The 21,737-nt window shown below is 67.0% G+C and carries 24 protein-coding genes; 9 read left to right on the top strand and 15 right to left on the bottom strand.

The window, feature by feature from the left end:
• The first annotated feature begins 1 nt into the window (after position 1).
• On the top strand, positions 2 to 1,168 hold the full coding sequence (locus ACESK5_RS06250; RefSeq protein WP_372910690.1) for an amidohydrolase family protein: 1,167 nt from the start codon (positions 2 to 4) through the stop codon (positions 1,166 to 1,168).
• A gap of 52 nt (positions 1,169 to 1,220) precedes the next feature.
• Here ACESK5_RS06250 and ACESK5_RS06255 read toward each other — a convergent pair whose 3' ends face one another.
• The 4 genes from ACESK5_RS06255 to ACESK5_RS06270 form a co-directional block, all read right to left on the bottom strand.
• On the bottom strand, positions 1,221 to 1,415 hold the full coding sequence (locus ACESK5_RS06255) for a hypothetical protein (protein ID WP_372910691.1): 195 nt from the start codon (positions 1,413 to 1,415) through the stop codon (positions 1,221 to 1,223).
• Between the two features lie 84 nt (positions 1,416 to 1,499).
• The gene (katG, locus tag ACESK5_RS06260; RefSeq protein WP_372910692.1) at positions 1,500 to 3,644 is read right to left on the bottom strand and encodes a catalase/peroxidase HPI; all 2,145 of its coding nucleotides are present in this window, start codon (positions 3,642 to 3,644) and stop codon (positions 1,500 to 1,502) included.
• Positions 3,645 to 3,818: 174 nt separating this feature from the next.
• Complete coding sequence (locus ACESK5_RS06265; RefSeq protein WP_372910693.1) at positions 3,819 to 4,271, bottom strand: pyridoxamine 5'-phosphate oxidase family protein; 453 nt, start codon at positions 4,269 to 4,271, stop codon at positions 3,819 to 3,821.
• Positions 4,272 to 4,352: 81 nt separating this feature from the next.
• Positions 4,353 to 4,784: a pyridoxamine 5'-phosphate oxidase family protein gene (locus ACESK5_RS06270; RefSeq protein WP_372910694.1), complete on the bottom strand. Its 432-nt coding sequence runs from the start codon at positions 4,782 to 4,784 to the stop codon at positions 4,353 to 4,355.
• Between the two features lie 179 nt (positions 4,785 to 4,963).
• On the opposite strand from ACESK5_RS06270, the gene ACESK5_RS06275 reads away from it, so the two are divergent.
• Entirely contained in the window at positions 4,964 to 5,377 is a 414-nt protein-coding gene (locus ACESK5_RS06275; protein WP_372910695.1) for a carboxymuconolactone decarboxylase family protein, read from the top strand.
• Positions 5,378 to 5,768: 391 nt separating this feature from the next.
• Complete coding sequence (locus tag ACESK5_RS06280; RefSeq protein WP_372910696.1) at positions 5,769 to 6,110, top strand: hypothetical protein; 342 nt, start codon at positions 5,769 to 5,771, stop codon at positions 6,108 to 6,110.
• Between the two features lie 86 nt (positions 6,111 to 6,196).
• On the opposite strand, the gene ACESK5_RS06285 is transcribed toward ACESK5_RS06280, so the two are convergent.
• Positions 6,197 to 6,586 (bottom strand): type II toxin-antitoxin system VapC family toxin, encoded by a 390-nt coding sequence (locus ACESK5_RS06285; RefSeq protein WP_372910697.1) that lies wholly within the window; start codon positions 6,584 to 6,586, stop codon positions 6,197 to 6,199.
• Positions 6,583 to 6,735 (bottom strand): hypothetical protein, encoded by a 153-nt coding sequence (locus tag ACESK5_RS06290; protein ID WP_372910698.1) that lies wholly within the window; start codon positions 6,733 to 6,735, stop codon positions 6,583 to 6,585. The genes ACESK5_RS06285 and ACESK5_RS06290 overlap by 4 nt, the downstream gene beginning before the upstream one ends.
• 211 nt (positions 6,736 to 6,946) lie before the next feature.
• Between ACESK5_RS06290 and ACESK5_RS06295 the strand changes: the two genes are divergently transcribed.
• On the top strand, positions 6,947 to 7,423 hold the full coding sequence (locus tag ACESK5_RS06295) for a hypothetical protein (RefSeq protein ID WP_372910699.1): 477 nt from the start codon (positions 6,947 to 6,949) through the stop codon (positions 7,421 to 7,423).
• 17 nt (positions 7,424 to 7,440) lie between these two features.
• On the opposite strand, the gene ACESK5_RS06300 is transcribed toward ACESK5_RS06295, so the two are convergent.
• Positions 7,441 to 7,767 carry a DUF5615 family PIN-like protein gene (locus tag ACESK5_RS06300; protein WP_372910700.1) on the bottom strand — a complete coding sequence of 109 codons (327 nt, stop codon included), beginning with the start codon at positions 7,765 to 7,767 and terminating at the stop codon, positions 7,441 to 7,443.
• Positions 7,764 to 7,994 carry a DUF433 domain-containing protein gene (locus tag ACESK5_RS06305; protein ID WP_372910701.1) on the bottom strand — a complete coding sequence of 77 codons (231 nt, stop codon included), beginning with the start codon at positions 7,992 to 7,994 and terminating at the stop codon, positions 7,764 to 7,766. The genes ACESK5_RS06300 and ACESK5_RS06305 overlap by 4 nt, the downstream gene beginning before the upstream one ends.
• 190 nt (positions 7,995 to 8,184) lie before the next feature.
• Here ACESK5_RS06305 and ACESK5_RS06310 point away from each other — a divergent pair, with 190 nt between their 5' ends.
• The 3 genes from ACESK5_RS06310 to ACESK5_RS06320 all read left to right on the top strand — a co-directional run bounded on the left by ACESK5_RS06310 (position 8,185) and on the right by ACESK5_RS06320 (position 12,593).
• Complete coding sequence (locus ACESK5_RS06310; protein WP_372910702.1) at positions 8,185 to 9,699, top strand: replication factor C large subunit; 1,515 nt, start codon at positions 8,185 to 8,187, stop codon at positions 9,697 to 9,699.
• Positions 9,700 to 9,821: 122 nt separating this feature from the next.
• Entirely contained in the window at positions 9,822 to 11,468 is a 1,647-nt protein-coding gene (locus ACESK5_RS06315) for an ATP-binding protein (protein WP_372910703.1), read from the top strand.
• A 66-nt stretch (positions 11,469 to 11,534) separates the two neighbouring features.
• A complete protein-coding gene (locus ACESK5_RS06320; protein WP_372910704.1) occupies positions 11,535 to 12,593 on the top strand; it encodes a zinc-dependent alcohol dehydrogenase family protein in 1,059 nt (352 codons plus the stop codon).
• Here the strand turns inward: ACESK5_RS06320 and ACESK5_RS06325 are convergent.
• The 7 genes from ACESK5_RS06325 to ACESK5_RS06355 form a co-directional block, all read right to left on the bottom strand.
• Positions 12,580 to 13,107: an HXXEE domain-containing protein gene (locus tag ACESK5_RS06325; RefSeq protein ID WP_372910705.1), complete on the bottom strand. Its 528-nt coding sequence runs from the start codon at positions 13,105 to 13,107 to the stop codon at positions 12,580 to 12,582. The genes ACESK5_RS06320 and ACESK5_RS06325 overlap by 14 nt on opposite strands.
• A 472-nt stretch (positions 13,108 to 13,579) precedes the next feature.
• Entirely contained in the window at positions 13,580 to 14,653 is a 1,074-nt protein-coding gene (locus ACESK5_RS06330; RefSeq protein ID WP_372910706.1) for a TrmB family transcriptional regulator sugar-binding domain-containing protein, read from the bottom strand.
• A 51-nt stretch (positions 14,654 to 14,704) separates the two neighbouring features.
• Entirely contained in the window at positions 14,705 to 14,905 is a 201-nt protein-coding gene (locus ACESK5_RS06335; RefSeq protein ID WP_372910707.1) for a hypothetical protein, read from the bottom strand.
• Between the two features lie 90 nt (positions 14,906 to 14,995).
• A complete protein-coding gene (locus ACESK5_RS06340; RefSeq protein ID WP_372910708.1) occupies positions 14,996 to 15,736 on the bottom strand; it encodes an amino acid ABC transporter ATP-binding protein in 741 nt (246 codons plus the stop codon).
• A complete protein-coding gene (locus ACESK5_RS06345) occupies positions 15,733 to 16,563 on the bottom strand; it encodes an amino acid ABC transporter permease (protein WP_372910709.1) in 831 nt (276 codons plus the stop codon). Before ACESK5_RS06345 ends, ACESK5_RS06340 begins: the two co-directional genes overlap by 4 nt.
• Positions 16,564 to 16,609: 46 nt before the next feature.
• Positions 16,610 to 17,545 carry a basic amino acid ABC transporter substrate-binding protein gene (locus ACESK5_RS06350; RefSeq protein WP_372910710.1) on the bottom strand — a complete coding sequence of 312 codons (936 nt, stop codon included), beginning with the start codon at positions 17,543 to 17,545 and terminating at the stop codon, positions 16,610 to 16,612.
• Positions 17,546 to 17,686: 141 nt separating this feature from the next.
• Positions 17,687 to 18,556, bottom strand: a complete 870-nt coding sequence (locus tag ACESK5_RS06355; RefSeq protein WP_372910711.1) for a heme A synthase — start codon at positions 18,554 to 18,556, stop codon at positions 17,687 to 17,689.
• Between the two features lie 171 nt (positions 18,557 to 18,727).
• Here ACESK5_RS06355 and ACESK5_RS06360 point away from each other — a divergent pair, with 171 nt between their 5' ends.
• On the top strand, positions 18,728 to 19,837 hold the full coding sequence (locus tag ACESK5_RS06360) for a M24 family metallopeptidase (RefSeq protein ID WP_372910712.1): 1,110 nt from the start codon (positions 18,728 to 18,730) through the stop codon (positions 19,835 to 19,837).
• Between the two features lie 105 nt (positions 19,838 to 19,942).
• A partial coding sequence (locus ACESK5_RS06365) for an NADP-dependent malic enzyme (RefSeq protein ID WP_372910713.1) occupies positions 19,943 to 21,737 on the top strand: 1,795 nt, incomplete at its 3' end.

Below are 21,737 nucleotides of genomic sequence, written 5' to 3' on the forward strand. Positions count from 1 at the left end.
GATGCTGCTGCGAGACGCCCGACTCCTGTCGAGCGGCGAGGACCGCGTCGGCGACCTCCGGGTCGTCGACGGTCGCATCGACGCAGTGGGCGACCTCTCCCCCCGGTCCGACGAGCGCTGTCTCTCTCTCGACGGACGGACGCTCACGCCCGGCCTGGTCGACGCGCACGTCCACTTCTCGCTGTCGGCCGAGACGAGCATCGAGTCCGTCGTCGGCATGTCCGAGGCGGAACTGGCGCTGGTCGAGGCGCGCAACGCACGGAAGACGCTCGAGGCGGGCGTCACCGGGGTTCGCGCGATGGGCGCGGCCGGCGTCGACCTCCACCTCAAGCGGGCGATAGAGCGCGGCGACGTTCCCGGCCCACGGATGGTGGCGAACAGCCGCTCGATCACGATTACGGGCGGGCACGGCCACCACCTGGGCCGGGAGATAGACGGGCCGGTCGACGCGCGACAGGCGGTCCGTGAACAGGTGAAACGTGGTGCCGACTTCATCAAGTTCATGACCACTGGCGGAGTGACGACGCCCGGCACCGACCCCGACACCGTCGCGCTGACCGACGACGAACTCGACGCCCTCGTCGACGAGACACACCGGCACGGCCTCCACGCGGCGACCCACGTCCACGGCGCGGCGGGGGCGAAAGCGGCCGCGCTGGCGGGCGTCGACACCATCGAACACGGCACGTTCCTCGACGAGGAGGCCATCGAACTCATGGTGTCGGAGGACGTCACGCTGGTGCCGACACTCTCGGCGCCGTACTACATCGTCCGCAACATCGAGTGGGCAACGCCCGACAGCGCACGGAAGACCGAGTACATCTACGAACGCCACATCGACTCCTTCGCGCGGGCCGTCGACGCCGGTGTCACGGTCGCCGGCGGAACCGACGCCGGCACCCCGTTCAACGACCACGGCGCGAACGCGTCGGAGGTGACGTTCATGGTCGAACACGGCCTGTCGCCGCGAGGGGCGCTCACGGCCATGACAGAGACGGCGGCCCGGACGATCGGGCTCGACGACTGCGGGACGCTCCGGGAGGGCGCACACGCGGACCTCGTCGTGCTGAACGGCGACCCGCTCGAGGACTCGACGCGGCTGAACGACCCCGAGGCCGTTCTCCGCGGCGGGGAACTCGTCGCCGGCTACCTCCCCACCGAGGACTGACCTGGACGGCCAGTCGTCACACGGCCTACCGAGCGGACGCTCGACGAACGCGTCACGTCACCGAGCGACTCAGCCTGAACCCGAGGTAGCCGGTCAGCACGAGGACCACAGCGCCGGGTATCGTGGCCGCGAGGGTCCCGTACCCCGCGAAGCCGGCGAGGAAGAGGAACCCGGCGACGGCACCCAGGACGAACAGGGCGTCCTGTGCCTGCTGGCTGTGGAGGGCATCCCGGAGCGGGCGTGACATAGCACGACCGACAGGCGCCTCGCTCGTAAGGCTGTCGTCCGCCCCCCCAGCGGCGACAGGCGGCCGGACCGGCGGCTCGATCGGTTACTCGCGGTCGAAGCGGTCGAGCTTCATCACCTTCTCCCACGCGTCCACGAAGTCGCGCACGAACTTCTCCTCGCCGTCGTCGCTGGCGTACACTTCCGCGACGGCGCGGAGCCGGGCGTTCGAGCCGAAGACGAGGTCGAAACGAGTACCTGTCCACTCGACGTCACCCGTCTCGCGGTTCCGGCCCTCGAACACGTCGTCGGTGTCCGAGACCGACTCCCACTCGACGTCGCTGTCGAGGAGGTTCACGAAGAAGTCGTTCGTCAGCGTCCCCGGCTGGTCGGTGAAGACGCCGAGGTCGGAGTCCTGGTAGGTCGCGCCCAGCGTCCGCATACCGCCGACCAGCACCGTCATCTCGGCCGGCGTCAGGTTCAGCAGGTCGGCCTCGTCCACGAGCAGTTCCTCGGCCCGACGATCGGCCTCGTCGCTGAGGTAGTTGCGGAACCCGTCGGCCTCCGGTCGGAGCACCTCGAAGGAGTCGACGTCGGTCTGCTCCTGCGTGGCGTCCACGCGTCCGGGTTCGAAGGAGACGCTGACGTCGTAGCCGGCGTCGGCTGCCGCCCGTTCGACGGCCGCGTGGCCGCCCAGGACGACGAGGTCCGCGAGCGAGACGCGCGTGTCGTCGGACCGGGAGTCGTTGAACGCCGTCTGGACGTCCTCCAGCGTCTCCAGGACGCTCGCCAGCTCCGCGGGCTCGTTGACCTCCCAGCTTTTCTGGGGTTCGAGGCGGATGCGAGCCCCGTTCGGGCCGCCGCGCTTGTCGCTGTCGCGGTACGTCGACGCGGCCGCCCAGGCGGTCTTGACGAGCTGCGTGACCGAGAGGTCCGAGTCGAGAATTTCCGCTTTGAGCTCGGCGGCCTCCTCATCGCCGACGACGTCGTAGTCGGCGTCCGGGAGCGGGTCCTGCCAGAGCAGTGTCTCCTCGGGGACTTCCGGGCCGAGGAACCGCGACGGCGGGCCCATGTCCCGGTGGATGAGCTTGTACCACGCCCTCGCGAAGGCGTCCTGGAACGCCCCGGGGTCCTCCTGGAACGTCTCGAGGACTGCCCGGTAGTCGGGGTCGTGCTTCAGGGCGACGTCGGTCGTGAGCATCATCGGGTCGACCGACTCGTCGGGCGCGTGGGCGTCCGGGACGGTGCTCTCCAGTTCCTCGTCGACTGGCCGCCACTGCCACGCGCCGCCGGGACCCTTGTGCGGCTCCCACTCGTGGTCGAGGAGGTTGTCGACGTATCCCATGTCCCACTGAATCGGCGTGGCGTTCCACGGCCCCTCGATACCGCTGGTGATGGTGTCGGGGCCCTTGCCCTCGCCGAACTCGTTCTCCCAGCCAAGACCCTGTTCCTCCATGGGTGCTGCGGCGGGTTCGGCGCCGAGGTTCTCGCCGGAGTCGGCGCCGTGGACCTTCCCGAAGGTGTGGCCGCCGGCGATGAGTGCGACGGTCTCCTCGTCGTTCATCGCCATCCGGCTGAACGACTCCCGGATGTTCTTCGCCGACCCTTCGAGGTCCGGCTCGCCGTCCGGACCCTCCGGGTTCACGTAGATGAGTCCCATCACGGTGTTTCCGAGCTGTCCCGTGAGGTTCCCGTCCTCGTCGAATCGCTCCGAAGAGGTCGTCTCCCACTCGTCCTCGGGGCCCCAGTCGACGGCCTCGTCCGGCTCGAAGTCGTCCTCGCGGCCGCCGGCGAAACCGAACGTCTCGAACCCCATCGACTCCAGGGCGACGTTCCCGGTCAGGACCAGCAGGTCCGCCCACGAGAGACTCCGGCCGTACTTCCGTTTGACCGGCCAGAGCAGTCGACGAGCCTTGTCGAGGTTCACGTTGTCCGGCCAACTGTCGAGGGGCGGGAGGCGCTGCCGACCGCCGGACGCGCCGCCGCGGCCGTCGGCGGTACGGTACGTCCCGGCGCTGTGCCACGCCATCCGGATGAAGAGCGGCCCGTAGTGGCCGTAGTCCGCTGGCCACCACTCCTTCGAGTCCGTCATCACCTCTTCGATGTCCGCCTTCACCGCGTCGAGGTCGAGCGACTCGAAGGCCTCCGCGTAGTCGAACGACTCGTCCATCGGCCCGACGTCGCGGGCGTTCTGGTCGAGGGGAGTCAGGTTCAGCTGATTCGGCCACCAGTCCTGGTTGGACCTAGTCATCGGCTGGGGGTCCTCGCGTTCGCGTGTTAAGTTTGTCCATATCGGAAAGAAAATTTCACTCCGGAAAAACTTTCTAGCGCGTCTGTTAGCTGCTGTCGTTACAGTGACCGAATCGCTACGCTGGGCAGCTTCGTCGAACGGATACGGACCGGCGCGTCCGACGGCCGAACCCGGTCAGGCGCTCTTCGCTTCTTTCCGCCCGGACAGTTCGTCGACGACCAGTCTGAAGAACCGGAACGTCAGTTCGCGGGGGTGACGGTCGAACACGTCGACGAGCGGGATGTGGACCCGCCGCATCGCCTGTACCACCTCGGACTCGATGGCCGCCTCCGTCACCTCGTCCAGGTGGCCGGTGACGACGACGCTCCGCCACCCCTCGTCGGTCTGACCGTGGACGACCAGCGAGAGCGGCCGGTCCGCGGCGACGACGTCCTCCTTCTCGCTCTCCGTGTCGAACGCGAGTCGGAGGTAGAAGCCGCCCGAGTCGGGATCGTAGCCGTACGACACCGGGAGCGAGTGTGGCGGTTCGTCCGCTTCCCGTGCGAAGGAGATGACACCGGTCCCGCCGGTGCCGAGGAACGCGTCTCGTTCGTCGTCGTCCATCCGCACCGAGCGAGTGTCGTTCATGCGTGGGGGTAGGATGTCAGTGAGCAAAAACGATGCGCCGGACCCCACGCCGTGAGAAACAGTTCGGGTTCGGCGGCCGGACTACACCTGTTTCTGTCCCGTGAGTTCGTCGGGGACGAGCTGGAACAGCTCGAAGTCGAGTTCCCGTGCGGGACGGTCGAACACGGTGAAGAACGGGATGTCGATGCGGCGGATGGCCTCGACGAGGCTCGAGTCGAGCGCCGCCTCACCGGTTTCACGGAGCCGACCACGGGCGACGATGCTCCGCCACCCCTCGTTAGTCTCCGCGCTGACGACGAGCGAGACGGTGCGACTGGGTCCGAGGAACTCCCGCTTCTGGCTGTCCGGGTGGAACGCGAGGCGGAGGTAGAACGTTTCTTCGTCCCCGTCGTAACCGTACGACACCGGAATGGCGTACGATTCGTCGTCCCTCGCGAGGGCGAGTACCCCCGTCCCTTCCTCGCCGAGGAACGCGACGACCTCTCTTCGGTCCATTGGTTCCGCGTTGGACATACCCTCAGAAGGACACCAACTGTGATAAGTTCACGCTTCGCACAGGTCGCCCGCAGACTGGTCCGTGGTAGCGAATGACGTCGGAACGTGAAATATGACTATCACGTTGGAGCGCGTAGAGGAGACGATTCGGCCGCGGAGACGACGGAGCCGCGACCGGGTCGAGAGAGGGGAAGACGATGGCAACCAGTCCGGCCACCGACTACGAGGCGGCGCGGGAGGACATCGAGGAGACGCTCGGCATCGTCCCTGGATGGCTCGACGGCCTCCCGCCGGCCGACCTCGTCCACGAGTGGCCACTCAACAAGCGGTATCTCGTCGGTGAGTGGGAGATACCACCGAAGTATCGGGAACTGATCGGCCTCGCGGTCGCGGCGAGCGTCAAGTGCCAGTACTGCATGCACTTCCACCGCGAGGCAGCGAAGATGCACGGGGCGACGGACGAGGAACTCGCGGAACTGTCGATGCTGGCGAGCGTCACGCCGCGGTACAGCGCGATGCTGCACGCACAGAACTACGACGTCGAGCGGTTCAAGTCTGAGACGGCGGAAATCGCCGCTCACTTCGAGCAGGCCGCCGACGCGGACGACTGAGCCGACCACGGGGTCGGCCGTTTCGTATAGCGGTCTGTGGTGTATCGGACCGCTGGTCGGGACCACGCTGTGAGCGCGAGTCGCGACACCGTAGACGCCAGCCGAAGCGCGGGGCTCTCCGCAACCACTAAACGCGCCTCGTGCCTTCCACCGACAATGGTCGACTGGACGGAGCAGTCATCGTCTGCATGCCCATATCGTGGGTATCTGGGAAGGCACCGACCGCAAGAGTGAGGCGTCGTCGGTATGAGTAATTGACGAGAGAATGAGACGACGGAGCTGCCTCTCAGGAGCGACGGCCGCTCTCACTTTCGGACTGTCCGGGTGCACTGGGACCGGACTCGGGTAGCAGTGCCATTCGGGCCACCACGGCCCACCGAAGGGAGTCGAGGTGACCAGCCATGCGACTGGCGAGCGAACGGTTACGATAACGGCCTACGACGTCGAGAGCGAATCTTCGGGACCGGTCTTCTCCAAGCGCACGATGATAAACCCGGGTGAGGAGCAGACATATCAGGAGGTGGCGACCGAACCGGGACGGTATCGCGTCGTGGTCGAGACTGAATCGCTTCTCCGGCGAGTGGACGGAAACGACCGAGCAGTGTGGCATCTGGTTACTATTGGTGGACCTCTACGACGAGCGAATCGAAGCGAGACGACCGGGTTCGATGTGAGAGTGCGGCTGAACCGCACGAGGCAAATTAGTAGTATCGACGGAGTAGTCATCGGCTGACAACTCTTGGAGATGCGCATCGTTGGCTTCCATCACGTCGCCAATCTGACGACCCTGCTGTCGAACGAAGACGAGGCCGGGGTTTTCTACACGACGTTGTCCGGTGACTCTGCGCCGTGTTCGAGTAGTTCGCTATCGAACGTGACGAGCGTCGCTCCGACGGCATCTGCAGCGGTGAGGACGAGTGCGTCCATCGGATAGAGAAGCGTCTCCGACTGGAGCCGATTAGCAGCCATCACGTCCGAGGCGTCCGGGAACGTGACCGTCGTTCGGGACGTGATTCGATTCTCGATTTGCTCGATTCGCTCGCGTTCGAACAGCTTCTTCTTTGTCAGGACGCTCCGAAGCTCCATGAGGCTCAATACAGAGACGTACGATTCGGCGGTTCGGTTGAGCAGCTCGACGGCATCCTCAGAACGCTCGGTGTCGTGAGTAACTGCCGCAACGAGGATATTCGTATCGAGAAGTAGCTTCATAACCGCTCGCGGACGTCTCGGACCGCCTCGACAGAATCCACCTCGACGTCAGAGGCCACCTCCGCAAGGGCGTCCCCGAGTGGGACGGATTCGTCGTCATCGGGGTCCGAATCCAGAAAATCCCTGAAATCATCCGTTGTCAAGCTCATACGATACTGTTACGCCCACAATTGAAAAAGACTGCCGGTGACATAGTTGCGGCACACGCTGCCGCGTCAGCACCGTTATTACCGTCGGTCGATAACCCCTGTTCAGACTCAGATGGACGGCGATATCGGTATTCGAAAACCCTCACGCGAGGTATCTCAGACATGACTTCTACCGACTGGACGGAGCAGTCACCGTCTGCATGCCCACATCGTGGGCATCTACGAAGGCGGCGACCGCAAGTGTGAGGTGTCGCCGGCCTATGCAGCCGACGAGGAGAGAATGAGACGACGGGCCTGCCTCTCGGGGACGGCGACCGCGCTCACATTCGGACTGGCAGGTTGCACCGAGACCGGACTCGGGCAGCAGTGCCACTCGGGTCATCACGGTCCGCCGAAAGGGGTCGAGGTGACCAATCATGCGACTGGCAAGCGAACGATTTCGATAGCGGCCTACGATGTCGAGAGCGAATCCGCGGAACCGGTCTTCTCCCAGCGCACGATGATGCGCCCGGGTGAGGAACGAACGTACCGAGAGGTTGCGACCGAACCGGGACGGCATCGCGTCGTGGTCGAGATGGAATCGCTCTCCGGCGAGTGGACCGAAACGACCGAGCAGTGTGGCATATGGCTACTCCTCGTGGACCTCTACGACGACCGTATCGAAGCGAGACGGCCGGGTTCGATGTGAGAGAGGACGAGTGAGCGCTACAGGTACTCGATAGAGTAGTCGTCGTCGGACCGGTTTTGAATATGTGCATCGACGGCTTTCACCACGTCCCCTATCTGACGGCCTTTCTGTCGAACGAAGACGATGCCGGCGTGTTCGAGGCCCTCGCCTTCGACGAGCGAGAGGAAGTCGTCGTCGAACGTCAGGAGAACCCAGTCGTGCTCGACGGCGTACGTCAGTTGGTCCCGGTCGGGGTCGCCGAGCGTGCCTTCATCTCTGGCCGTATGAACAGTCCAGCCGCGGCGACGTAATCCATCCGCGACCGGAATCCAGATACTCTCGTCACAGTAGACCGGTCTCGTCATGCGGATGCGGGTTCGGAAGAACTCGACCGGAAGTCGTCGATGTGGTCGTAGTAGTATGCGAGTGCCCTGTGGACATCTGCGAGCGTAAGGTCCGGGTAGAGCTGTGTGAGTTCATCCGGTTCGTAGCCGCTGTGCTCGTACGCGACAGCGATGTCTTTCACACGGATACCCGTCCCTTTGACCGTCGGCGCACCGTCACTGTGTTCGCTGTCCCGGACGATTCCCATACGAGAGTATAGCATCGATGGCGACTTGAAACGTGAGGGTAGGGAGTTCAAGCCCGTGTAACCGACAGCCCACGGTCCCTCGACTGAGGTCACGTCAGCACCGTTATTACCGTCGGTCGATAAGCCCCGTTCAGACTCAGATGGACGGCGACATCGGAATGCGAAACCGCTCACTCGAGGTATCTCAGACATGACTTCTACCGACTGGACGGAGAAGTATCGTCCGACGACGCTGTCGGAGGTACGCGGCAACGACAAAGCCCGCGACGAGTTCGAGGAGTGGGCCGACACGTGGGACGACCACCGGGAACCGGTCGTCCTGCACGGGAGTCCCGGTGTCGGCAAGACGAGCGCCGCACACGCGCTGGCCGCCGACAAGGGGTGGGAGACGGTGGAGTTGAACGCCTCGGACCAGCGGACGGCGGACGTCATCGAGCGCTTCGCGGGCCGGGCGGCGATGAACACCACGCTCGCGGGTGCCGCCGACGCCGGGACCCGCGGGCGACGTGACCGCGGCCGCCAGCTCGTCATCCTCGATGAGGCGGACAACATCCACTACCAGCAGGACTACGGCGGCAAGCAGGCCGTCACGAAGCTCCTGAAGGAGGCGAACCAGCCCGTCGTGCTCATCGCGAACGCGTACTACGACATGTCGCGGGGGATGCGGAACGCCTGCCGTGAAATCGAGTTCACGGACGTCTCCGCGCGCTCCATCGTCCCGGCGCTCCGCCACATCTGTCGGCAGGAGGGCGTCGAGTTCGAGGAGGCCGCGCTCGAGGCCATCGCCGAGACGAACGACGGCGACCTCCGCTCTGCGGTGAGAGACCTGCAGAGTTCGGTCGGCGGGAAGTCCTCGCTCACGGTCGACGACGTGACGACCGGTGGGAGGGACCGCACCGTGAACATCTTCGGCTTCCTCGACAGCGTCCTCAAGGAGTCCGAATCCGCCCAGGAGGCGCTGCGAACGGCGTACGACACCGACGAGACCCCGGACGACCTCACCTCGTGGGTCGAGGACAAGGTGTCGATGGTGTACGAGGGTGAGGAACTCGCCCGGGCGTACGACCACCTCGCGAGCGCGGACCGGTGGCTGGGACGCACCTACGCGACGCAGAACTACCGCTACTGGCGGTACGTGACCGACAACGTCTCGGCAGGCGTCGCCGCCTCGCGCGACCAGACTCAGGGGGGCTGGACCCGCTACGGCGGCGCGCCCTGGCGGTCGACCAAGGACGCGACCCGCGACGCGGTCACGTCGCGCATCGCCGAGTCGTCGGGGGTCAGCATCGCCACCGCCCGCCGGGAGATCCTCCCGTTCCTGCAGGCGATGACCCACCACTGCAAGCCGCGCGACCTCACCGTGGCGATGACGGGGTGGTACGACTTCGACGAGAGCCACGTCTCGTACGTGACGGGGAGCGGCGAGTCGACGAACAAGGTCGAGTCCATCGTCGAGGACGCCAGAGCGCGCCGCGAGGAACTGGTCGAGGCGCACGCCGGTGACGCGTTCGCGGCCGACGCACGCGACGCCCACGGGGAGGACGAGGAGTCGGCCGGGAACGGGGAGGAGGACGAGACGGCAGAGACGACCCTCGACGAACTCGGCGACACGGGCGACGAGAGCGACGGCGACGGCGACGGTGACGGCACCGCAGACGGCGACGGACGCGACGACGGCCAGTCCGGCCTCTTCGATTTTACATAACCGACACGGGACCGTCCGGATTCGAATAGGTTCTCCGTCTACTCCCGCGTTTCCGACCGTTTCGATATTCCTCGCGGGTGACGCACCATTTATCTATGTCGGTCGTCTAGAGGTATTAATTCATGAGTGAGGGGGGATTCCTCTGGGGGACCGCCGCGGAGGGAGCGGAGTCGCCGGTCGACGTGCTCGTCGCCGATGACGACGACGCGATGCGTGAGACGACCATCAAACTGCTCGAAGCCACCCTCGAGAACGCCGTCATCCGCGGGTACCCGTCGGCACAGGGCGTCCTCGACGCACTGGACGAGGGCGTCTCGGTCGACTGTATCGTCTCCGACTACGAGATGCCCGAGATGAGCGGACTGGAACTCCTCGAGGCGGTCCGGGAGACGGACCCCGACGTCCCGTTCATCATCTACACGGGTCACGGGAACGAGGACGTCGCGAGCGACGCCATCTCGGCGGGCGTCACCGACTACGTCCGCAAGTCGACCACCGGTGGCCACCAGATACTGGCCAACCGCATCGAGGCGGCCGTGGCGCGACGCCGTGCGGAGGCCGAACGCGAACTCCAGGCGCTGGCGATGTCGACCGTCGAGGAGGGCATCGCGGTGGTCGGCAGCGACGGGCGGTTCGTCGAGGTGAACCGCGCGTACGCGGAGACGTACGGGTACGACCGGGAGGAACTCGTCGGCGAGTCGTGGGAGCGGGTCAACCCGCCCGCGGAGAACGAACGGATGCATCTACAGATCCTCCCCGCGCTCGAAGAGAAGGGAACCTGGCGCGGGGAGTCCGTCGGCCTCCGCAAGGACGGGTCGACGTTCGTGAAGTCGAAGTCGCTGACGAAGCTCCACACTGGCGGGTTCGTCTGTGCGGTCAGGGACGTGACCGAGCAGCGCGAGGCCGAGGACGCCCTCCGCGAGCAGAACGAACGCCTCCGGGAGTTCGCACGACTGGTCTCGCACGACCTGCGCAACCCACTGAACGTGGCCGAGGGCTACCTCACCGTCGTCGAGGAGTCCGTCGGTGAGGAGCTACAGGACGACGTCGACCGGATCAAGACCGCCCACGACCGGATGCGCCGACTCATCGACGACATGCTCCGCCTCGCGCGCGAGGGCCGACTGGTCGACAACCCCGAGCCGATACCGCTCGAAGAGGTCGTCGAGACGGCGGCGCTCACGGTCGGCCTCACGAGCGAGGGCACCTGCGTCGTCGAGGCCGACCTCCCGTCGGTGTACGCGGACGAAGAGCGCCTGAGCGCGCTGTTCGAGAACCTCTTCGGCAACGCACTCGAACACGCCGGACCCGACCCGACCGTCCGCGTCGGACCCCTCTCCGACGACCACGGCGTCTGTGGCTTCTTCGTCGAAGACGACGGTCCGGGCATCCCGGAGAACCGTCACGTCAAGGTGTTCGAGTCCGGATTCACCACGAACCGCTCGGGGACCGGGTTCGGACTGGCCATCGTCAAGCGCATCACGACCGCCCACGGCTGGACCGTCTCCGTCCGCAACGGCCGGGACGGGGGCGCACGGTTCGAGTTCCGGGGTGTCGACGTCGTCGACGACGCGGCGCACGAACCGCCGAAGGCTGAACACCGGGACGTCGAACCCGAACCCGGGGCCGAGGCCGACGACGAGAGCGACGCGGAGACGGAGTCGGACGCCGAGACGGAGACCGACGTGGACGCGGAGGCCGGGGTCGACGCCGAGACGGGGACGGACGCCGTCGCCGACGGCGGAGACGACGAGAAGGGCGAGGGGTAGCCGCGCGGACGACGAGGCGTGAGCGACCACCCCGGGTGATTTTGTCGCGGCCCGCGAACGGCCGCCATGCGCGCCTGCGTCCTCACCGAGTACGGCGAGCCGTTGTCCATTCGCTCCGTCGACGACCCGAGTCCGACGCCCGACGGTGTCGTGGTCAGGGTGGAAGCCTGTGGCATCTGCCGGAGCGACTGGCACGCCTGGCAGGGCCACGGTGAGTGGGCCGACGACCGGGTGTCGCGCGGCCAGATACTCGGCCACGAACCCGCCGGAACCGTCGTCGAGACCGGCGAACGAGTCCACGCCTACGAAGTCGGAGACCGGGTCGCGGTGCCGTTCAACCTCGGCGACGGCTCCTGCCCGCGGTGTCTCTCCGGACACGGGAACCGCTGTGTCGACGGGAGCGCGCTCGGTTTCTCGAGCGACGCGCCGGGCGCGTTCGCCGAACGGGTCCACGTCCCTCACGCCGAGTACAACCTGCTCGCGCTGCCCGACGGCGTCGACCCGGTCGACGTCGCGGCGCTCGGCTGTCGGTTCATGACGGCGTACCACGCGCTGGCGCACCGCGTGTCGCCGGAACCGGGGTCGTGGGTCGCGGTCCACGGCTGTGGCGGTGTCGGCCTCTCGGCGCTCTCCGTCGCCCGGGCGGCCGGTCACCGGACCGTCGCCGTCGACATCCGCGAGGAGGCGCTCGCGCTCGCCGGCGACGTCGGCGCGACGGTCACCGTCGACGCGACTGCGGAGTGTGTCGTCGACCGAATCCACGAGGTGACGGGCGAGGGGGCCGACGTCTCGCTCGACGCGCTCGGCCGGGCGGAGACGTGCCGGAACTCCGTCCGCTGTGTCCGACCCGGCGGCACGCACGTCCAGGTCGGCCTCACCACTGACGCGGAGCGCGGGGAGGTGTCACTGCCCACCGACTGGATGACCCGGTGGGAGGTGTCGTTCGTCGGGTCCCGGGGGATGCCGCCGACGCGGTACGACGAACTGTTCGGCCTCGTCGAGAGCGGCGCCGTCTCACCGGAGACGCTCGTCACGCGCGAAGTCGCGCTCGACGACGTGTCGGACCGACTGGCGGCGATGACCGACTACGGGACGGTCGGCGTCGAAGTCGTCACGACGTTCTGAGGTGGTCGGCCAGTCGCCCGGCGACGAAGACGACCGGGAGGAACAGCAGGAGGCCGACGGCGGCCGTCACCCCGGCCGTCGTGGGAGTGAGCAGGCCCGCGTCGAGCAGTCGCCAGTAGACGAAGGCGACTGTCGGGACGACGAGAGAGGCGGCCGTGACGACGCCCGGAACGTAGCCACGAAAGACGGCCGCCTGGGCGACGTGGACGGGTCCGTGGAGACCGTAACCGCCGAGACAGACCGCGAAGACGAGGAGACCGACCCCTCTCGGGTCGGTGACGCCGGCGACGGTGCCGCCGAGCAGGAAGAGGCCGACGAGCGTCGCGGCGACGGCGAACGTCCCGCGGGAGTCGGGGAACGCCGCGACGAGCCGTCGGGTCACCGACGACCAGCGGGCGGCGCGTCGCAGTGCGGACTCGTTCCGTCGCCGCCACGCGGGGAGCGCGAGGAGTTCCTCGACGTCGTGTACGACCCACGAGACGGGGACCAGCCAGAAGACGAACACGTCGGGCATCGTGCCTCTCTCGTCGTGGCCGTCGAAAGCCGTGTCGGTGGAGTCGGCGGTTCGAGGACGGGGCGGAGGTACGGACAGGAACGAGGTTTCGGTGGGTCGTCGATGCAGGAGAAGTCCGGTGGAGAGCCGGTGAGTCAGCGGCCATGGCGCGACGCGTTATCCGGCGCCGGCGCCGTGGGCCAGGCCGGCAGCGACCCACCAGTTCATGAAGCCGTCGCGGCGGGTGGTCGTCGAGTCGGTACGTCGGGTCTGGGTCTGGGAGTCGTTTCGGTTCATCTTGTCCTCGTCCAGAGAGACGGGGAACGAGGAGATAAAACTTATCAATTTTCTTAACAATAGCCGTTGTAACACACGTCTATCGGGGGTGACAGGTCGAGGTTCGAGAACAGGAGTGGCGAAGAGCGTGGCTCTCGAACGGTGTGAGGGCTTCGTTACTTCGTCCGGAGGACGGACACCCCCATCGATCGGCGGGTCACGCACGGTCGATACGTTCGACGACGATTCGGTCCGCGCTGACGTCCTCGGCGAGCGCGTTCTCGCCGCCGACGGTCAGCGTGCCGTCCTCCGTCTCGACGACGAGCGTCGCCTGTGCGGCGAGCTGGACGAGCGACGGCGCGTCGACGCCGTCCCCCTCGTGACCGACGTAGTCGACGTCGGCGACGGTGCCGGAGACGGTCCGGTGGCGCCCGGTCCTGACGCTGTAGCCCTCGACGCGGACGTGGACCGTGGCACCGTCGTGGACGAGGTCCTCGAGGTAGCGGACCGCGTCGGTGATTTCGACGAACGCGAACGGTGGGGTGCCCCGCGGGTCGGCGTGGATGGGGTCGTACACCTCCCAGCAGCTCGTGAGGAAGAACCAGTGGAAGACGAACGCCGTCGCGCGGTCGTCGACGAGGACGCCGTACTCGTCCATCGAACGACCCTTCGGCGAGAAGCTCACACGCTGGCGGTCCGTGAGGATCAGAAACGGCTTGGGGAAACTGAGCCGCCGCACCTCGGTACAAACTCCCTCGAACGCCTCGGCGTCGGGGAGAGTGTCGCCGTCCGGCGCGTACAGCGACACCTGGACGTAGACACCGCGCTCGTAGGCCTCTGCGAGCGTCTCTTCCAGCACGTGGTACTGGTCGAGCGACAGGACGGCTTGGACGTGTCGCTCGGCCACCTCGACGTCGCGTCTCGCCTGCCGGAAGACGGTGTCGAACTGGGTGACGAGCGTGAGGTCGCTCTCGCGGGTCGCCGGCGTCCGGTAACGTTCTTCGATTTCGTCCAGCGCCGACTCCAGTCGGGTGAGTCGCTCGCGGAGCGGTTCGAGGTCCGCGGGGTCGACCGCCTGAGCGTAGAGGCGGTCCTGTTCGTACGTGGTGACGTACCCCGCGGCTTCGAGGTCACGGAGGACGTCGTAGATGCGGGGCCGGGGGACGCCGCTCATCTCTGCGAGGTCGCCCGCCGACACCGACCCGGCCGAGAGCAGCGTGACGTACGCCTCGGCCTGGTAGGGCGAGAGCCCCGCCTCTTCGAGCGTCGCGGTGAGTTCGTCGCGCTCCATACGGCACGCTCGCCGTGAGCCCACGTAGGCGTACCGCCGGGGTGGAGACCGTCAGCGGACGGTGAGGGTCTCGCCGCAGTCGGGGCAGACGAGACGGCGGCGGGCGCTGTCGTGCTCGACGCGCCACTCGTCGAGGGGGGCCTCCCGACCGCACGGACAGAACAGGAGCGCCTTCGGTCGGTCGGCGGCGATGGAGGGCGAACCGCGGTACTGGCTTCCGTCGGGGCGTTCGGACGCCGGTGCGAGTGTCATCACCGAGGAGGAGCGGAGCCGACGGTATAAGCCTTCTTGCTCGAATATCAATCGTGAACAGAAGTTCGGGAGGGTCCGCCCGGCACCCGGTCAGAGCATCCGGGAGAGGAACCGCTTCGCGCGCTCGGTCTCGGGGTTCTCGAAGAACGTCGCGGGCACGGCGCTCTCGATTATCTCCCCGTCGGCCATGAGAACGATGCGGTCGCCCACCTCGCGGGCGAACCCCATCTCGTGGGTGACGACCATCATCGTCATCCCCTCGTCCGCGAGGTCACGCATGACGCCGAGCACCTCGCCGACGAGTTCGGGGTCGAGCGCGCTGGTCACCTCGTCGAACAGCATCACGCGGGGGTCCATCGCGAGGGCGCGAGCGATGGCGACGCGCTGTTGCTGGCCGCCGGAGAGTTGATTCGGGTACGATTTCTTCTGGTCGCCGAGGCCGACCCGGTCGAGCAACCGGTCGGCCCGGTCGCGGGCGGTGTTCCTGTCGACGCCGCGGACCTTCCGCGGCGCGAGCGTGACGTTCTCCAGTGCGGTCTTGTGTGGGAAGAGGTTGAACGACTGGAACACCATTCCGATGCGCTGGCGGAGGCGGTCGACGTCGGCGTCGGGTGCCGAGATGGACTGCCCCTCCAGCCGAATCTCTCCGCCCTGTATCTCCTCGAGTCGGTTGGCGCACCGAAGCAGGGTGGATTTGCCCGACCCCGAGGGGCCGATGACGACGGTGACGTCGCCCTCGTCGATGTCGAGCGAGACGTCTTTGAGGACGTGCGTCTCGCCGAAGTACTTGTCCACCGAGTCGAACTCGAGGAGCGCGTGACGGGTGCTCACTGGCTGTCACCTCCCCAGTCGGAGCGTTCTTCCAGGTAGCTGACGACGTAACCCAGCGGCAGGGTGATACCGAGGTACGCCACCGCGGTCAGGACGATTGGCGTCCACGGGTCGAACGTCGCGCTGTTGACGCTCCGGAAGACGCTGATAATCTCGGGGACGGCGATGACCGTGAGGAGCGAGGTGTCCTTCACGAGGATGACCTGGTCGTTACCGATAGCGGCCAGCGCGTTGCGCCACGCCTGCGGCAGCACGACTTCGCGCATCCCCTGGGTGTACGACATCCCGAGCGAACGGGCCGCCTCCAGCTGGCCGTCCGGGACGGCACCGATGCCTCCGCGGATCGCCTCGCCGGTGTACGCGGCGTGGTTGAGCGTCAACGCGATGATGGCCGCCGGGAGCTCCCAGTTCTGGATGGGGAACGTCCCCGTCCACAGCGCCGGGATGCCGAAGTAGACGATGATGATCTGGAACAGGAGCGGCGTGCCCCGGAAGAACTGGACGTACCCCTTCGCGACGGTTCCGGTCGGGACGGTGTCCGAGACGCGCATGAAGCCGACGAACACCCCCGCGAACACCGAGAGCACGCTCCCCGCGACGAAGATTTGGAGCACCAGAAGGTACGCGTCGACGAAGCGCGGGAAGATGGTCACCATCAGGTCGAAGCTCACTTTGGCGTAGACGATGTACCCGATGAGACCGACCACGACGAGCGTGAAGAGACTCGACACCGCGATTCCGGCGTACTTCAGCGTCCGGTCGTTGATAACCGACTCGTCGACCCGCTCCTCCGCCGGGCGCGAGTCAGTCGAGTATGATTCAGCCATTGGTAAGGTGTGACAGTGTGACGTGAAAAGTCAGCCGGTTCCGCGGTTATCCAGCGAAGTAGTTGGAGTAAATCTCCTCGTACGTGCCGTTCTCGCGGATGGCCGCGAGCGCCTCGTTGACGCGCTCGCGGAAGGCGTCGTCGTCCTCGCGGAACGCGATGCCGTAGTTCTCCACGGTCAGCGTGAGATACGGCGGGGCGTTCTCACCCTGCTCGGCTGCGGCACCCTCCCCCTCGACGAAGCGGACGCCGTCCTGGTTGTTGACGAACTCGGCGTTGACCGTGTTGTCGTTGATGACGGCGTCGACCTGCCCGTTCGTGAGCGCGTCGAACGCGCCCGTGATCTGGTCGTACTCCTTCAGCTGGAGGTCGCCGTCGAACTCCTCTTTCAGTCCCTCGGCCGCGCCGAGGCCCGTCGTGCCCTTCTGGACGCCGACGGCGATGCCCCGAAGGTCTTCCTTCGAGGAGATGTCGGAGTCCTCACGGACGATGATGGTCTGGTACGCCGTGAAGTACGGGTCCGAGAAGTCGACCTGCTCGTCGCGCTCCTCGTTGATAGTCATCGCGGACATGATGACGCGGAAGTTCCCGTTGTTCAGCGAGGGGATGATGGTGTCGAACGAAGTCTTCTTGAACTCGTAGCTGACGCCGAGTTGCTCCTCGAACACTGCCTGGGCGATTTCGACGTCGAACCCCTTCAGTTCGCCGGCGGCCGTCTCGTACTCGAAGGGCCGGTAGGGGATGTCCGAACCGATGACGACGTTCGAGGGGACGACCGACTCCGTGGTCGCGGCTTCGGTCTCCTCGCCGCCCTCGCTCCCGCCTGATTCGGTGCTCTCACCTGACTCGGTACTCCCACCCGACTCGGTGCTTCCGCCGCTCTCTCCACCGGAACTACTGTCTCCTCCACCACCGGTACAGCCGGCCAGACCGAGGCCAGCGACCGCTGCGGAACTGAGCTTGATGTACTGGCGTCGTTCCATGTTCAACCGCAAGCGACGGGACACATTTAACACTTATCAGACGCGATTGCACGGTCCACCGGAACATAATACGCGAGCAGACTGTACAATCGGCCTATTACACCGACCCGCAGAGCGGCGGGTAGGCGGGACGGCCGGGAGTCAGTCGCCGGAGACGCCGGGGGACTCCCGCCGGACGGGAGTGTCCTGGCGGCGGAGCGCCCAGACGACGCCGCCGACGAGGAGACTCACGAAGACGAAGAGCAGGGTGTTGACCGCCCGCCAGGTGGCCGTGTAGAAGACGAGATCACGCCCGAGGAGGAGTGCGCCGAACGTCGCCGCCAGCGCGGCCGAGAGGGGGAAGCGCAGGCGGGACGCGGACGTCGCTCCGAGCCACGCCACCGCGGCGACGAGCGACGCGAACAGCGCGAGCGCCGCGCCGTAGAAGGCGGCCTGTGCGGCCGGCGAGTACGGTACGAGCGTGAACACGCGGGAGAGCGCGACGGAGACCGGAACGAGACCGAGGGCGACGAGACACGCGAGTCGGACCCGGTCGAGCGCCGGTCTGGTCCACCGCCCCGCGTAGGCGCGGAGCGTCGTCACCACGAGACCGGTGAAGATAGTGAGCGCGACGACCAGGTGTGCACCCTGTGTCGAGGGGGCGTAGCCGCCCGGGATGAGACCGTTCAGCGTCACGGTGACGGCCCCGATAGACACCTGGAGGGGGAGGAGAACGACGGCGACGGCCGAGGCGGTCTTGGTCTTGCGGTCGTCGCCCGAGAAGGCCCAGAGGGCCGTCCCGAGGATGAAGAAGCCCGCGATCATCGCGACCAGGCGGTGGAACCACTCGATGAACGAGGGGATGGTCTGGGGGAGGAGGCCGTTGTCGCACAGCGGCCACTGGGCCGAGCAGGCCAGCCCCGAACCGGTCGCAGCGGTGTAGACCCCGAGCATCATGAGTGTCAACACGAGGCCCGTGGTGAACGCCGCGAACCGCCTGAAGGACAGCCACGAGGGACGGTACGTGCTCATGCGTCGAAGGTCGGGACCGTTCGTACTTATGCCTGACTCTGTGCGTCGCGAGCGGTGTGTCCCTCGCCGTCACCGCCTCGCCCTGTCGCTCGTCCGGGGCTCACCGTCGGACGAGGGGTCGGCCGGCAGACGACCGGCCGATTCATTACGCGGGGGTGACGACGCCTGGCTATGACGACGCCGACCGAGGCCGACCGCGAGACGAAGGTGGCGCGGGTCGACGAGTATCGGCGCGCGAACGACCTCGAAGCCGTCTGGTTCGCTCGACCCGACTCGTTCGCCTGGCTCACCGGTGGCGGCGACAACGTCGTCGACCGAGCGGCGGCACGGGGCGTGGGGGCCGTCGGGTACGACGGGAGTACCCTCCGGGTCGTGACCGACACCATCGAGGCCGCTCGCCTCGTGGACGAGGAACTCCCCGAGGCGTTCGCGGTGGAGTCGTACGACTGGTTCTCGGGGTCGCTCGCCGACGCCCTCCGCGAGGCGTCGCCGACGCCCGCAGCCGCCGATTTCGACGTGCCGGGGTTCGAAACGGTCGACCCCATCGACCTCCGACAACCGCTCACCGACGCAGACGTCGACCGCTACCGGGCGCTGGGCCACGAAGCGGCGACGGCAGTCGAGCGGGTCTGTCGCGAACTCGAACCCGACGACACCGAACGGGAGGTGGCGACGGCGCTCGGCGTGGCACTCGGGGCACGGGGAATCGAGACACCCGTCGTCCTCGTCGGCGGCGCGGAGCGCGCGACGCGGTACCGCCACTACACCCCGACCGAGGCGCGCCTGGGCGACTACGCGCTCGTGTCGGTCACTGCCGAGCGGGGGGGCCTCCACGCGAGTCTGACGCGGACCGTCGCGTTCGACCCGCCGGAGTGGCTGACGGAGCGACACACAGCGGCGGCCCGGGTCGAGATGTCGGCGCTCGAAGCGACCCGGGTCGCCGCGACGAACGCCGGCCGCGCCGGCAACGTCTTCGCCGACGTCCAGGACGCGTACGAGAAGGTGGGGTGGGCCGGCGAGTGGCGCAACCACCACCAGGGCGGGGCCGCCGGATTCGCCGGCCGGGAGTGGATCGCCACGCCGGACCACGAGGCGAAGGTGTACGAGCCGATGGCGTACGCGTGGAACCCCACGGTGCAGGGCGCGAAGAGCGAGGACACGGTCCTCGTCACGAGCGGCGGCTTCGAGACGTTGACCGAGACGGGAGAGTGGCCGACACTCGAAGTCGAGTCCGCGTGGGGGTCGACGAGCCTGGAACGTCACGACGTCTACTGGGACTGAGGGCCGGACGGCACGCCGGAACCACGCCGGAAGTTCGACGTCCGTCGAACGGCGAAATCGACAGACAGGAGTATCTATTTACGTATCCGGGTTAACCACCGCGTCATGGGATTAGACGACGACGCGCGGGAGTACCATCGGCAGGACCCGCCCGGGAAGATCGAGATAGCCACGACCAAGCCGACCAACACCCAGCGCGACCTCTCGCTGGCCTACTCGCCGGGGGTGGCCGCCCCGTGTCTCGACATCGACGAGGACGCGACCCGGGCGTACGAGTACACGGCGAAGGGGAACCTCGTCGGCGTCGTCTCGAACGGCTCCGCCGTGCTGGGGCTGGGTGACATCGGCGCGCAGGCGTCGAAACCCGTCATGGAGGGGAAGGGCGTCCTGTTCAAACGCTTCGCCGACATCGACGTGTTCGACGTCGAACTCGACCTCACGGACCCCGAGGATATGGTCAACGCGGTGTCGGCGATGGAGCCGACGTTCGGCGGCATCAACCTGGAGGACATCAAGGCGCCGGAGTGTTTCGAGATCGAGCGACGCCTCAGAGAAGAGATGTCCATCCCCGTGTTCCACGACGACCAGCACGGCACCGCCATCATCTCGGGCGCCGCGCTGGTGAACGCCGCGGAACTCGTCGACAAGGCCCTCACCGACCTGAAGATCGTCTTCTCCGGAGCCGGAGCGTCTGCCATCGCGACGGCGCGTTTCTACGAGTCGCTGGGGGCGAGTCACGAGAACATCCTGATGTGTGACTCGACCGGTATCATCACCGCCGACCGGGCGGACGACGTCAACGAGTTCAAGCGCGAGTACGCACAGGACGTCCCCGACGGGAGCCTCGCCGACGCGCTGGAGGACGCGGACGTGTTCGTCGGCCTCTCCGTCGGTGGCATCGTCTCCCAGGAGATGGTGCAGGCGATGGCCGACAACCCCATCGTCTTCGCGATGGCGAACCCCGACCCCGAAATCGCCTACGAGGACGCCAAGGAGGCCAGAGACGACACGGTCATCATGGCCACCGGCCGGTCGGACTATCCGAACCAGGTGAACAACGTGCTCGGCTTCCCGTTCATCTTCCGCGGCGCACTCGACGTGCGGGCGACGGAAATAAACGAGGAGATGAAGCTCGCGGCCGCCCGGGCGCTCGCCGAGTTGGCGCGACAGGACGTCCCCGACGCCGTCGTGAAGGCCTACGGCGACCAGCCGCTGCAGTTCGGTCCCGAGTACGTCATCCCGAAGCCGCTGGACCCGCGGGTGCTGTTCGAAGTCGCGCCGGCGGTGGCGGAGGCGGCAATCGAGTCGGGCGCGGCCCGGAGCGAACTGGACAAGCAGCAGTACGTCGAGCGACTGGAGGCGCGTCTCGGCAAGTCCCGCGAGATGATGCGGGTCGTGCTCAACAAGGCGAAGTCCGACCCGAAGGTGGTCGCCCTCGCCGAGGGCACGGACGAGAAGATGATTCGCGCGGCCTACCAGCTCGAGGAGCAGGGCATCGCCCGCCCGGTCCTCATCGGCCGCGAGGAGCGCATCCAGCGGACTGCGAAGCGGCTCGGCCTGGAGTTCGAGCCGACGGTGGCGGACCCCCGCGAGGGCGACTGGGAGCATTACGCGGACCGGCTGTACGAACTCCGCCAGCGGAAGGGGCTGACGCGGTCGGAGGCGGCCGAACTCATCCGCCGCGACAGCAACTACTTCGCGAGCGTGATGGTCGAGGAGGGCGACGCCGACGCGATGCTGACCGGCCTGACCCACCACTACCCCTCGGCGCTCCGCCCGCCGCTGCAGGTCATCGGGACCGCCGAGGACGCCGACTACGCCGCCGGGGTGTACATGCTCACCTTCCGCAACCGGGTCATCTTCGCCGCCGACACGACGGTGAACCTCGACCCGACGGCGG

The sequence above is a fragment of the Salinigranum sp. genome (assembly GCF_041641895.1).
Lineage (GTDB): Archaea > Halobacteriota > Halobacteria > Halobacteriales > Haloferacaceae > Salinigranum.